The 13153-nt window shown below is 66.7% G+C and carries 13 protein-coding genes; 12 read left to right on the forward strand and 1 reads right to left on the reverse strand.

The window, feature by feature from the left end; genetic code table 11:
- The first annotated feature begins 15 nt into the window (after window positions 1–15).
- From AC1DFU_RS21850 to AC1DFU_RS21895, 10 genes are all read left to right on the forward strand, one after another.
- A complete protein-coding gene (locus tag AC1DFU_RS21850; protein WP_441591673.1) occupies window positions 16–681 on the forward strand; it encodes a ubiquinone biosynthesis accessory factor UbiJ in 666 nt (221 codons plus the stop codon).
- Between the two features lie 82 nt (window positions 682–763).
- Window positions 764–2341, forward strand: a complete 1578-nt coding sequence (gene ubiB / locus AC1DFU_RS21855; protein WP_477159876.1) for a ubiquinone biosynthesis regulatory protein kinase UbiB — start codon at window positions 764–766, stop codon at window positions 2339–2341.
- Between the two features lie 16 nt (window positions 2342–2357).
- A complete protein-coding gene (locus AC1DFU_RS21860; RefSeq protein WP_092291819.1) occupies window positions 2358–2972 on the forward strand; it encodes a methyltransferase domain-containing protein in 615 nt (204 codons plus the stop codon).
- Between the two features lie 182 nt (window positions 2973–3154).
- Window positions 3155–4591, forward strand: a complete 1437-nt coding sequence (locus AC1DFU_RS21865; RefSeq protein ID WP_092291821.1) for a high affinity choline transporter 1 — start codon at window positions 3155–3157, stop codon at window positions 4589–4591.
- A 243-nt stretch (window positions 4592–4834) separates the two neighbouring features.
- Window positions 4835–5191 carry an FmdB family zinc ribbon protein gene (locus AC1DFU_RS21870; RefSeq protein WP_441591677.1) on the forward strand — a complete coding sequence of 119 codons (357 nt, stop codon included), beginning with the start codon at window positions 4835–4837 and terminating at the stop codon, window positions 5189–5191.
- A gap of 17 nt (window positions 5192–5208) precedes the next feature.
- Window positions 5209–5925 carry a DUF502 domain-containing protein gene (locus AC1DFU_RS21875; RefSeq protein ID WP_441591678.1) on the forward strand — a complete coding sequence of 239 codons (717 nt, stop codon included), beginning with the start codon at window positions 5209–5211 and terminating at the stop codon, window positions 5923–5925.
- 48 nt (window positions 5926–5973) lie between these two features.
- Window positions 5974–7782, forward strand: coding sequence for an aspartate--tRNA ligase (aspS, locus tag AC1DFU_RS21880; RefSeq protein ID WP_441591680.1), 1809 nt, complete (start codon window positions 5974–5976; stop codon window positions 7780–7782).
- A 251-nt stretch (window positions 7783–8033) separates the two neighbouring features.
- A complete protein-coding gene (locus tag AC1DFU_RS21885) occupies window positions 8034–8951 on the forward strand; it encodes a hypothetical protein (RefSeq protein WP_092291827.1) in 918 nt (305 codons plus the stop codon).
- Between the two features lie 47 nt (window positions 8952–8998).
- Window positions 8999–9472: a dihydroneopterin triphosphate diphosphatase gene (gene nudB / locus AC1DFU_RS21890; RefSeq protein WP_092291829.1), complete on the forward strand. Its 474-nt coding sequence runs from the start codon at window positions 8999–9001 to the stop codon at window positions 9470–9472.
- Complete coding sequence (locus tag AC1DFU_RS21895) at window positions 9469–10227, forward strand: endonuclease/exonuclease/phosphatase family protein (protein ID WP_177219860.1); 759 nt, start codon at window positions 9469–9471, stop codon at window positions 10225–10227. The genes nudB and AC1DFU_RS21895 overlap by 4 nt, the downstream gene beginning before the upstream one ends.
- 10 nt (window positions 10228–10237) lie before the next feature.
- Here the strand turns inward: AC1DFU_RS21895 and mobB are convergent, their stop codons facing one another.
- Complete coding sequence (gene mobB / locus AC1DFU_RS21900; protein WP_441591683.1) at window positions 10238–10747, reverse strand: molybdopterin-guanine dinucleotide biosynthesis protein B; 510 nt, start codon at window positions 10745–10747, stop codon at window positions 10238–10240.
- A 93-nt stretch (window positions 10748–10840) separates the two neighbouring features.
- Here mobB and clsB point away from each other — a divergent pair, with 93 nt between their 5' ends.
- Together clsB and AC1DFU_RS21910 are read left to right on the forward strand one after the other, a co-directional pair.
- Entirely contained in the window at window positions 10841–12169 is a 1329-nt protein-coding gene (gene clsB / locus AC1DFU_RS21905; RefSeq protein ID WP_441591685.1) for a cardiolipin synthase ClsB, read from the forward strand.
- Between the two features lie 379 nt (window positions 12170–12548).
- Window positions 12549–13139 carry a TetR/AcrR family transcriptional regulator gene (locus AC1DFU_RS21910; protein ID WP_092291837.1) on the forward strand — a complete coding sequence of 197 codons (591 nt, stop codon included), beginning with the start codon at window positions 12549–12551 and terminating at the stop codon, window positions 13137–13139.
- The last annotated feature ends 14 nt before the right edge of the window (window positions 13140–13153 follow it).

The raw sequence follows: 13153 nt of genomic DNA on the forward strand, positions 1-13153 counted from the left end.
CGCAAACCGCTCGCCATGAACGCCTTGCCTTCCCCGCTGGCCGCGCCGATCGTTGCCGCCCTCAATCACCTGATCGAACAGGAGCCGTGGGCCTGCGCGCTGCTGTCGCCCTTTGCCGGCCGCGTGATCCGCTTCGATGCCGCCGCCTTTGCGCTAGCGCTGAAGGTGACCGAACACGGCTGCATCGAGCAGGCCACGGTGGCCGAGGCGCCGGCCGTGACCTTGCTGGTGCCGTTGCAGCAATGGCCGCTGGTGGTGGCCGACGTGGCCGAGGGCGGGCAGGCCGCCGCGATGCGCCATGTGCGGATCGAAGGCGACGCGGAACTGGCCAACGCCGTGGCCACGCTGGCCCGCAGCCTGCGCTGGGACGCCGCCGAAGACTTGTCGCGCGCGCTGCGCGGCGTGATGGGCGGCCCGGTCAGTGACAGCGTGGCGCAGCGCGTGGTCGATGGCGCACGCCAGGTCCACGACAACGCCACCCGCGTGGGCCGCGCCCTGCTCGACAATGTGACGGAATACCTACTCGACGAACAACCGACCCTCGTACGCCACGCGGCGCTGGACGGCTTTGCCGATGACGTGGCGCGGCTGCGCGACGACCTCGAACGGCTGGAAAAGCGGCTGGAACGGCTGGAACGCCAGCCGGCCGCGCCGGGCAAGCTGCCGTCCGCCCACCGTTGATGGCCCGGCCGTCGTCCTCCCTCCCTTTTGCCTGCGCCGCCGCCTGCGCGCGCGGCGTGCCTCCGCACCGTAAAGAACCCGCATGACCCGCCTTCTGCGTCTCTGCAAGATCGTCTTTGTCATCCTGTATTACGGGCTCGATGAACTCGTGCTGTCCGGCTTCAAGAGCCGGCGCATCAAGCTGCTGGTGAAGGTCATCACCATCGGCCGCAAGCTCGAGCAGCCGCGCGGCGTGCGCCTGCGGATGGCGCTGACCACGCTCGGGCCGATCTTCGTCAAGTTCGGCCAGGTGTTGTCCACCCGCYGCGACCTGATGCCGCCCGACATCGCCGACGAACTGGCGATGCTCCAGGACCAGGTGCCGCCGTTCGACCCGGTGTTGGCCGTCAAGATCATCGAGAAGTCGCTCGGCCGGCCGCTTTCGGACTTGTTCGAGAATTTCGAGCACACGCCGGTGGCCAGCGCGTCCATCGCGCAGGTGCACTTCGCCACGCTGCGCGGCGGCCCGAACCATGGGCGTGAGGTGGCGGTGAAGGTGCTGCGGCCCGGCATGCTGCCCGTGATCGACAGCGACCTGGCCCTGATGCGCGACATGGCGACCTGGCTCGAGCGCGTCTGGGTGGATGGCCGCCGGCTCAAGCCGCGCGAGGTGGTGGCCGAGTTCGACAAGTACCTGCACGACGAACTCGACCTGATGATCGAGGCCGCCAACGCCAGCCAGTTGCGCCGCAACTTCATCGAGAGCGGGCTGCTGCTGGTGCCGGAAGTGTTCTGGGACTGGTGCACCAGCAACGTGTTCGTGATGGAGCGGATGCACGGCATCCCGATCTCGCGCACGGAGTCGCTGAAGGCGGCTGGCGTGGACATGCACCAGCTGGCCGAGGAGGGCGTGGAGATCTTCTTCACGCAGGTGTTCCGCGACGGCTTCTTCCACGCCGACATGCACCCCGGCAACATCCTCGTCTCGGTGCAGCCGGAGACGTTCGGGCGCTATATCGCGCTGGACTTCGGCATCGTCGGCGCGCTGTCCGAGTTCGACAAGAACTACCTCGCGCAGAACTTCATCGCATTTTTCCGACGCGACTACCACCGTGTGGCGCTGCTGCACGTGGAATCGGGCTGGGTGCCGGCCGAGACGCGCGTGGAGGAGCTGGAGTCCGCCGTGCGCGCCTGCTGCGAGCCGTACTTCGACAAACCGCTGCGCGAGATCTCGCTCGGCATGGTGCTGATGCGGCTGTTCCAGACCTCGCGGCGGTTCAACGTCGAGATCCAGCCGCAGCTGGTGCTGCTGCAGAAGACGCTGCTCAATATCGAGGGGCTGGGCCGGCAGCTCGACCCGGAACTCGACCTCTGGAAGACCGCCAAGCCGTTCCTCGAAAAGTGGATGTACGAGCAGGTGGGCTGGCAGGGCGCCTGGGAGCGGGTAAAGGTGGAGGCGCCGCAGTGGGCCAAGATGCTGCCTGACTTCCCGCGCCTGGCGCACCAGTTCCTGGAACGCCGCGCGCTGCAGAACAATGGCGAGCAGGAGCGGTTGCTGGCGCAGCTCGTGGTGGAGCAGCGGCGCACCAACCGTCGGCTGTCCACGGCGCTGATGCTGATCGGCGGCTTCCTGGCCGGCATCGTGCTGGTGCAGGCGCTGGCCTGGGCGGGCTACTGGTAAGCCTCGGACGCACGCCATGCCGAATCCCCCGAAACGCGAATTCGAGAGCCGCAACGCCGCCGACGCGGCGTTCTGGGACGAGCGCTTTGCGCGGCAATTCACGCCTTGGGACGCTCAGGGCGTGCCGGCCGAGTTCGAGGCGTTCGCTGCCGGATTGACGCCGTGCCCGACCCTGGTGCCGGGCTGTGGCAACGGCTGGGAGGCCGGCTGGCTCCACGCGCGCGGCTGGCCGGTGACGGCGATCGACTTCTCCGCCGAGGCGGTGGCGTCGGCGCGGCGGGCGCTCGGCGCCGCCGCCGTGGTGGTGCGGGAGGCCGATTTCTTCGCCTTCACGCCCGAGCCGCCCTGCCAACTGATCTACGAGCGCGCCTTCCTGTGCGCGCTGCCGCCGGCGCTGCGCCAGCCCTATGCCGACCGCGTGGCGGCACTGCTGCCACCGGGCGGATTGTTGGCCGGGTACTTCTATATAGGTGAGACGCGCGGCGGGCCCCCGTTCACCATGCCCCGCACCGAGCTGGACGGGCTGCTGGCGCCGGCCTTCGATCTGGTGGAGGACCGTCCGTCCGCCGCGCCGCTGCCGGTCTTCGCGGCCGGCCAGGAGCGCTGGCAGGTCTGGCGCCGGCGCGCCTGAAGCGAACCTGATCCGATCCAGATTCGACCCTGAGCCGTTTCCAAGTCGTCCATGCGCCGCTTCCCGCACCGGCGTGGGGAATTCGCCGCGCCCGGGGATTTTTTTTCGACCCGTCGGGTCTGCATCGCTATAATCCGCCGGCATTTCTCCGCAACTTCGGAAATCTGGGATAGGGCAGCGGCATGCTGATCTGGTTCGTCATCATCTATTGGGTTATCTCGGTCGGCATTGGGCTGTGGGCGGCGCTGCGCGTCAAGGGCACCGCCGACTTCGCCGTGGCCGGCCGCAGCCTGCCGTTCTACATCGTCACCGCCACGGTGTTCGCCACCTGGTTCGGCTCCGAAACCGTGCTCGGCATCCCGGCCGTGTTCCTCAAGGAGGGGCTCTCCGGCGTGGTGTCCGACCCGTTCGGCTCCTCGCTCTGCCTGATCCTGGTGGGCCTGTTCTTCGCCCGGCCGCTGTACCGGATGAACCTGCTGACCATCGGCGACTACTATCACAACCGCTACGGGCGCGTGGCCGAAGTGCTGACCACGCTATGTATCGTGGCGTCCTACCTCGGCTGGGTGGCGGCGCAGATCAAGGCGCTGGGGCTGGTGTTCTATACGGTGTCCGACGGCGCGCTGTCGCAGGACGCCGGCATGATGATCGGCGCGGCCAGCGTGCTGGTCTACACGCTGTTCGGCGGCATGTGGTCGGTGGCGGTGACCGATTTCATCCAGATGATCATCATCGTGATCGGCATGCTCTATATCGGCTACGAGGTCAGCGGGCAGGCCGGCGGCGTGGCGGCGGTGGTGTCGCACGCGGCGGCGGCCGGGAAGTTCGAGTTCTGGCCGTCGCTGGACCTGATCCAGATCATTGGCTTCGCGGCGGCGCTGTTCACGATGATGCTGGGCTCGATTCCGCAGCAGGACGTGTTCCAGCGCGTGACCTCGTCGCGTACCGAGAAGATTGCCGGGCGCGCCTCGGTGCTGGGCGGCGTGCTGTACTTCTTCTTCGCCTTCATCCCGATGTTCCTGGCCTATTCGGCCACGATGATCGATCCCGGCATGGTCGAGAAGTACATCAACTCGGATTCGCAGCTGATCCTGCCGCAGCTGATCCTGACCCATGCGCCGATGTTCGCGCAGGTGATGTTCTTCGGTGCGCTGCTGTCGGCCATCAAGAGCTGCGCGTCGGCCACGCTGCTGGCGCCGTCCGTGACGTTCGCTGAGAACATCATGCGGCCGTACTTCCGCCATCTGACCGACAAGCAGTTCCTGCGCGTGATGCAGGCCGTGGTGCTGGTCTTCACGACGCTGGTGACGCTGTTCGCGCTGAATTCGCACCTGTCGATCTTCCACATGGTGGAAAACGCATACAAGGTGACGCTGGTGTCGTCCTTCGTGCCGCTGGCGTTCGGGCTGTTCTGGAAGCCGGCCACGCGACAGGGCGGGCTGGCCGCCATCCTGATGGGGCTGGCATCCTGGCTGACCTGCGAGGTGGCCTTCGCCGACGCCGCCGTGCCGCCGCAGATGGTGGGGCTGATGTTCTCGATCAGCGGCATGGTGTTCGGCTCGCTGCTGCCGCAATGGATCAGCGAGCGACCGGGCGTCAAGGAAGTGCATATTGCGTAACTTCCAAGCCTGAAACTGGGTCCGGCACCCCGGCGGCGCCGGTAAAACGGGCCCCAGGCGCCTCATGGGCGACCTGAGGCGCCCGGAATGGCCTCTTTTCCCGGCGGTGGACGGGCCGCCGACAGTTTATAATCCGAGGCTTTGCATCGCCGTGCGGGTGTTTTTCCGCGAATTGCCATTGCAAATGGCCTCCGGCGCTGCCACCTGTTGTTCCCAATCCAGATTTCCGCGAAAAGAACCATCATGCCGATCTATGCCTACCGTTGCGACGCCTGCGGCCACGGGCGCGATGTGCTGCAGAAAATGAGCGATGCCCCGCTCACGGACTGCCCATCCTGCGGCGCTGCCGGGTCCTTCAAGAAACAACTGACCGCCGCCGGCTTCCAGCTCAAGGGCTCGGGCTGGTACGTCACGGACTTCCGTGGCGGCAACAGCGGCAACAAGGGCGCCAGCGCGCCAGCGGCTACGGGCGGTGCGGCGGCATCGGCCCCGGCGGCCTCGGGCGGTGACGCGTCTGGTTCGTCGGCTTCGTCGTCGTCCACGTCCACGTCCACGTCTTCGACGCCTTCCGCCCCGGCGGGCGGCAGCGCCAGCGCCTGACCCTCATGGCCAAAACCGTGGTTGCCAAGAAAACCTCCACCCTCAAGACCTGGTTCCTGACCGGGCTGCTCGTGCTGGTGCCGCTCGGCATCACGCTGTGGGTGCTCAATTTGATCATCGGCACGATGGACCAGAGCATGGCCCTGCTGCCGGTGGCGTGGCAGCCCGAGAACCTGTTCGGGCGCCGCATTCCAGGTCTTGGCGCCATCCTGACGCTGCTGTTCATCCTGCTGGTGGGCGTGCTCGCGCACAACTTCATCGGCCAACGGCTGGTGCGCTGGTGGGAAATGCTGCTCGGCCGCATTCCCGTGGTGGGCCCCATCTACACCAGCGTGAAGCAGGTCTCGGACACGCTGCTGTCGTCGTCCGGCAACGCGTTCCGCAAGGCGCTGCTGGTGCAGTATCCGCGCGAGGGGTCGTGGACCATCGCGTTTCTGACCGGCCGGCCCGGCGGAGACGTGCAGAATCACCTCCAGGGCGAATACGTCAGCGTCTACGTGCCGACCACGCCGAATCCGACCTCGGGCTTCTTCCTGATGATGCCCAAGGCCGACACCATCGAACTCGACATGACCGTCGACGCCGCGCTCAAGTACATCGTCTCGATGGGCGTCGTGGCGCCGACGGAGCTGCCCCGCAAGTCCGGCACGTCGGGCCGTCCGGCGGATGCGGCCGAGGCCGCGGACACCGCTGAAGAGGCGGTTGCGGTCGCCGACTCGAACCCTACTCATTGAATTGCGCGCGGGCCGCCTCGCGGCCGCGCATTACCGGGAATTTCTCCTATGTCCTCCATGCGTACTCACTACTGCGGTCTGGTGACCGAACAACTGATCGGCCAGGAAGTGGCCCTGACCGGCTGGGTACAGCGCCGGCGTGACCACGGCGGCGTGATCTTCGTCGATCTGCGAGACCGCGAGGGCCTGGTGCAGGTGGTTTGCGATCCGGATCGCCCGGAGATGTTCAAGGCCGCCGAAGAGATCCGCAACGAGTTCTGCATCCGCATCACTGGCAAGGTGCGTCCGCGCCCGGCCGGCACGGAGAACGCCAACCTGACCTCGGGCAAGATCGAGGTGCTGTGCCATGAGCTGAGCGTGCTGAACCCGTCGGTCACGCCCCCGTTCCAGCTGGACGACGACAACCTGTCGGAAACCACCCGCCTGACGCACCGCGTGCTGGACCTGCGCCGCCCGCAGATGCAGTACAACCTGCGCCTGCGCTACAAGGTGGCCATGGAAGTGCGCAAGTACCTGGACGCCCAGGGCTTCATCGACATCGAAACGCCGATGCTGGGCAAGAGCACGCCGGAAGGCGCGCGCGACTACCTGGTGCCGTCGCGCACGAACCCGGGCCATTTCTTCGCGCTGCCGCAATCGCCACAGATCTTCAAGCAGATGCTGATGGTCTCGGGCTTCGACCGCTACTACCAGATCACCAAGTGCTTCCGCGACGAGGACCTGCGCGCTGACCGCCAGCCCGAATTCACGCAGATCGACTGCGAGACGTCGTTCCTGACCGAGCAGGAGATCCGCGACCTGTTCGAGGACATGATGCGCACCGTGTTCAAGAACGCCATCAACGTGGACCTGGACGCCGCGTTCCCGGTGATGGAGTACCGCGAGGCCATGGCCCGCTTCGGCTCGGACAAGCCGGACCTGCGCGTGAAGCTCGAATTCACCGAGCTGACCGACGTGATGAAGGACGTCGACTTCAAGGTGTTCTCGGGCCCGGCCAACAGCGACAACGGTCGCGTGGTGGGTCTGCGCGTGCCGGGCGGCGGTTCGATCTCGCGTGGCGAAATCGACGCCTACACCCAGTTCGTCGGCATCTACGGCGCCAAGGGCCTGGCCTGGATCAAGGTCAACGAAGTGGCCAAGGGCCGCGACGGCCTGCAATCGCCGATCGTCAAGAACCTGCATGACGCCGCGATTGCCGAGATCCTGAAGCGCACCGGCGCCCAGGACGGCGACATCATCTTCTTCGGCGCCGACAAGGCCAAGGTCGTGAACGACGCCATCGGCGGCCTGCGCCTTAAGATCGGCCATTCCGAATTCGGCAAGTCCAGCGGCCTGTTCGAGGACGTGTGGAAGCCGCTGTGGGTGATCGACTTCCCGATGTTCGAGTACGACGAGGAAGACGCGCGCTGGGTGGCCATGCACCACCCGTTCACGAGCCCGAAGGACGAGCACCTGCAGTACCTGGAAACCGATCCGGGCAAGTGCATCGCCAAGGCGTACGACATGGTGCTGAACGGCTGGGAAATGGGCGGCGGTTCGGTCCGTATCTACCGCGAGGACGTGCAGAGCAAGGTGTTCCGCGCGCTGAAGATCGGCGAGGAAGAGGCACGGGCCAAGTTCGGCTACCTGCTGGATGCGCTGCAATACGGCGCGCCGCCGCACGGCGGACTGGCATTCGGCCTCGACCGTATCGTGACGATGATGGCCGGCGCCGATTCGATCCGCGACGTGATCGCCTTCCCGAAGACCCAGCGTGCACAGGATCTGCTGACGCAGGCCCCGTCGGCGGTGGACGAGAAGCAGCTGCGGGAACTGCATATTCGGCTGCGGGCGCAGGAGGCCAAGACTACGGGTTGAGTTTTTTGACCGGGGTGTTGATGAGGGGTGCCAGCCTTGGGGTGGTGCCCCTTTTGTTTTTAGGGTGGTGGTTGTGGGCAACAGCCACCATCGCAACAACAGAAACAACCGCGGCCGAACGAACCCATTAGCACCAAATCCCCCAACAATCTCGTTTCCATTTGTTACGAATAGGAACGAAGCCTCCCGCAACAATGTCTCCCTAGGTTGAAAAACCCATAATCAACCGCGCCGTCTGGGAGGACGAATCTGTGAACCTCGATATCGAACAAATCCGCCAGTTCCTGCAGGCGCATGCGGAGACCATCCTGACGTGGCTGGTGGCCGGCCTGGTGATGATGTTGCTGGCGAAATTCGAGCTGCGCCGCGCGGTGCGCAAGTCGGCGCAGGCGATGTCCGAGTCAGTGGCGACCACGGTGGCCGCGTGCGTGCCCGACATCGCCCATGCGGCGCAAACGGCGCATCCCGTGGCTGTGGATCCCGATGGCGCCGAGCCTGTCACTGCCCAGCGCGCAGATGCGCTGCGTCGCCTGTCGCTCGATACCGTGGCGACCGTCATGGCTCGTGGGCGATGGCTTGAGGATGTCGGCAACCTGCGTCTGGCCGAGGACGCGCTACTGACCGGCCGGCGTGCCGGTGGCGCGGACCCGCTGCTGGTCGTCGCCCCGCAACCGGTCGTGCAGGCCTACCTGACCGCTCAGCGTACGTTCGAGGATGAAGCCGCCCGGCTCCAGACCCATCGCCGCGAGGCGCTGACGCTTCAGGAGGCGCTCCAGGCGCTGGTGGCGGAAGCCGCCCATGTCGAACAGGAAACCGCCAGCATCGTGATGCGCTTCGAGCAGGTCAACGCCCAGGCCGCGCAAGGCGTGGAAGCGGGCGATTACCAGCGCTTCCTGATCCAGAAGTACAACCAGCTGGGTCAGCGCGAGAAGGACATTGGGCAGGAACGTGCCGAGCTGGCCGCGCAACTGCGCGAGAGCACCGATGCGTTGGCCGAGCATGCCCACGTGGCCTCGCAGCGCTACACGCAGGCGCTGGCGCCGCTGATGCAGCAACTGCGTTCTGCGTGGGGCCATGGCGATTCGCCGGACGTCTTCGAGACCTGGCTGCGCCACGCCAAGCCGGAAGACGGGATGCCGGCACCTGCCGCCGATCGCTCGGCGGCCTGAGCGGAGGGGTTTGCGCTATCCTTGGGTTTGTCCTTCCAACGCGCCCCATGCCCTACAAGATTCCCGAATCGGTGCTGGTTGTCATCTACACGCCAGACCTGCAAGTCCTGCTGATCGAGCGCGCCGACCGGCCCGGCTTCTGGCAGTCGGTCACCGGCAGCCTGGACGCCGAGGACGAACCGCTGCCAGTGACCGCCGCCCGCGAGGTGGCCGAGGAAACCGGCATCATCGCCAGCGCGCATAGCCTGACCGACTGGCAACACACCATCACGTACGACATCTACCCCCAGTGGCGCCACCGCTACGCGCCCGGGGTGGCACGCAACACCGAGCACTGGTTCGGGCTGTGCGTGCCCGCACCTCTTAATGTGACGCTAGCGCCGCGTGAACACCTGCGCTACGCGTGGCTGCCCTGGCAGGAAGCCGCCGAGCGCTGCTTTTCCAGCAGCAATGCGGAAGCGGTGCGCCAGCTGGCCTGGCGGGCGGCGGCGGGGCTCGACGTCACCTCGGGAGCGGCATGATGAAGCTGCGCGTGGTCACGTACAACATCCACAAGGGCGTGAAGGGGTTCAGCGGGAAGCCGCGCATCCAGAATGTACGCACCGGCCTGCAGACCATGAACGCGGACATCGTCTTCCTGCAGGAAGTCCAGGACCGCAACGACCGGCTGGTCGCCGCCGAGTTGTTCGACCCTGACCACACCCAGCTCAACTATCTGGCCACCGACGCCTATCCGCATTCGGTCTACGGCCGCAACGCGGTCTACGATCACGGCCATCACGGCAACGCGATCCTGTCCCGGCATCCGATCCTGATGTCGGAAAATCTCGATATCTCCGATCACCGCTTCGAGCAGCGCGGCCTGTTGCACGCGGTGGCGGACATCAACGGCGTGGAGGCGCACCTGATCTGCGTGCATTTCGGCTTGTTCGCGCGCAGCCGGGCGCGGCAGGCGAGCGCGCTGGTGGAGCGTGTGCGCGCCGTGGTGCCGGCCGATGCGCCGCTGGTCATCGCCGGCGATTTCAACGACTGGAACCATCGGCTGGACGCCCAGATCTGCAACACGCTCAACGCGGTGGAGTCGGCGCACGCCAAGAGCGGGCGTATCCACACGTTTCCGAGCCATATGCCGTGGTGGCAGCTGGATCGGATCTACGTACGGGGATTCGAGATCGAGCGCACCCAGGCGCTGACCGGCCGCGAATGGGCCGAGCGTTCGGACCATGTGCCGCTGGTGGCGGAGCTGGCCCGCCGGGTGGCGATTCCCGAGGCGTAGTGCCCCGGGGTTACAGGCTGAGGGCGGTGCGGATCCAGTGGTAGATGGCGTCTGGATCGGCGAGGTCGAGTACCGGCAGCGCCGTTTGCGTGGCAACTTCGGCCGGCGCGTCGGTCGCCACGGCGACCACGCCGGGTACGTCGCGCCAGAGCGGCGGCTTGCCGTGGGCGGGCCGATAGACCTCGAGCTTGGGGAAATCGCTCCATTTATAGCCTTCGACCAGCACCAGGTCGGTCTCGGGCGGCAGCACGGCCAGGGCCTCGCTGATTTCGGGCGATGGCTTCGACTCCGGATAGTGGCGCATCAGCGTCAGGTGCCGCGCGCCGACCAGCACGACGTTCTCGCAGCCGCCGGCGCGCATGCGCCAGGAGTCCTTGCCGGGGGTGTCGGGGTCAAAGCCGTGGTGGGTGTGCTTGATGCCGGCGACCCGCAGGCCGTCGGCCACGAAGCGGGGAATCAGCTGGTCCAGCAGCGTGGTCTTGCCGCTGCCCGACGCACCGGCGATGCCGAATACCTTCACAATACTTTCCGTTTTCCGCCACACAATGGCCCGACAATAGCAGAGTTGGCCCGGGCGATGTGCAGGAGCCGCCCGTTATCCGATAATCAAGCCATGTCACGGATCTACGACCGGGTCGACCGCCCCGCACCCGCCTCGACGCCCCAGTCCCCGGCACCGCCCATCCCCCAGGCGGCGCCCGCGGACGTCCACCTCCGCGCGCCCCTGCTGCGCTGGGGCCGCCGGCGCGGCAGCCCGGTGCCCGGCAACGCGGTGGACCTGCTGCGCAATGGCGAAACCTTCTTCCCCGCCCTGATCGCCGCCATCGGCACGGCCACGCGCCACGTCGTGCTGGAGACCTACATCTATGCCGATGATGCGGTCGGTCAACGCGTGACCGAGGCGCTGGTCGCTGCGGCGCAGCGTGGCGTGGATGTGCGGCTCGTGGTCGATGGCTTCGGCGCCGGCGACATGCCCGAAGCCCTGCAACTGCGCCTCCAGGCCGGCGGGGTGAAGCTCGAGATCTACCGGCCGCTGCGCGGGTTCAAGCTGGCGCGCCGGCACCTGCGCCGGCTCCACCGCAAGATGGCCGTGATCGACGACAGCGTGGCGTTCGTCGGCGGCATCAATATCATCGACGATCACAACCACGGCCCGCTCGACCTGCCCGAACTCGGCCCACGCTACGACTTCGCCGTGCGGGTATCCGGGCCGCTGGTCGCGCAGATCGCGCTGGCGTCGGCCCGGCTCTGGTTCCGCATCGCCCAGCGCCGCGGCCTGCGCGAGACCGCCGAGGCCTTCGCCGAGGTGGAGACGCTGACCACGGCCGCCCGCCAGGCGCGGCGCAACGTGCAGCCGGGCGGCGTGCCGGCCGCGTTGCTGCTGCGCGACAACCTGCGCAACCGCCGCACGATCGAGCGCGAGTACCTCTACGCGCTGGGCGCGGCGCGGCACGACGTGATCCTCGCCAACGCCTACTTCCTGCCGGGCCACAAGATGCGCCGCGCGCTGCTGGCCTGCCGCGAGCGCGGCGTGCGGGTGCGGCTGCTGCTCCAGGGGGTGGTCGAGTACCGGCTCCAGCATTTCGCCACGCACGCGCTCTACGCCACGCTGCTCGAGGCGGGCGTGGAGATCTACGAATACGAGGCGAGCTTCCTGCACGCGAAGGTCGCCGTGGTCGACGATACCTGGGCGACGGTCGGCTCGAGCAATATGGACCCGTTCAGCCTGCTGCTGGCGCGCGAGGCCAACGTGGCCGTCTACGACACCCACTTCGCGAACGACCTGCGCGGGCACCTGGAACGGGCCATGGCGCAGCGCAGCGCGCGCGTGGTGCCGGAGGCGCACGCGGGCCTGCCGCGCCTGCGGCGGTTTGCCAACTGGGCGGCCTACTATGTGTTGCGCGTCGGCGTCGTCATCGCCGGGGTGACGGGGCGGTACTGAATGCCTCGACGCATGGCCGCGCGCGTGGCGTTACCATGCTGCCCTGCCGCACGCGCCATCCCGCGCGCGCTGGTGCCGTGCGGTTTTAAGCCGTTGCTGCAATGCGTGGTCAACGCAGGGCCCGCACCGTCTGTTTAGAAACCCCGGTCTAATTAATTGCTTGATGCCAAACGGCCTCGCCAGAATAATCTGAACGACCGTTCTTTTTTGGCTTAGACTGCGTGCATTCGCGACTTGCCACGGCTTTACGGCAGCCGCAATGCCAGGTTCAAAGCAAAGTCAGGTCATAGGCAGCGCCCGGGAAGTGCGCTGCGAGAACGGAGAGAACACCATGCGACACCAGTCAGTCCGTCTTGAATCCGCCGCCGCACCCGCGCCCTTGCGCAAGGGTGAGATGACGCGCGTGGCGATTCTCGATGCCGCACTGGAATTGTCGTCCCGCGACGGGCTGGAAGGGCTGACCATCGGCCTCCTCGCGGAACGCATGCAGATGAGCAAGAGCGGCGTATTCGCGCATTTCGGTTCGCGCGAGGACCTGCAGGTGGAAGTGGTGCGCGAGTATCACCGCCGGTTCGAGCAGGAGGTGTTCTACCCCTCGCTGCACGAGCCACGCGGTCTGCCGCGCCTGTGGTCGATGGTGCGGCGCTGGATGGAAAAGCGCATCCAGGAAGTGACCACGGGCTGCATCTACATCAGCGGGGCGGTCGAGTACGACGATCGCGCGGAAAGCCCGGTGCGTGACGAGCTGGTCAAGAGCGTCACGATCTGGCGGGCCGCGCTGATGCGCGCGATCGACCAGGCCAAGGAAGAGGGGCACCTGCGCGCGGACTGCGATCCGCGCACGATGCTGTTCGAGATGTACAGCCTTGAACTAGGCTTGCATCACGACGCCCGTTTCCTGCGCCTGCCGGACAGCGCCGAACTTGCCATGGTCGCGCTCAACAAACTGATTCAGTCTTACCGAACCTGACGCCGCCCCCGGCA

The organism is Cupriavidus sp. 10L45, assembly GCF_056395225.1.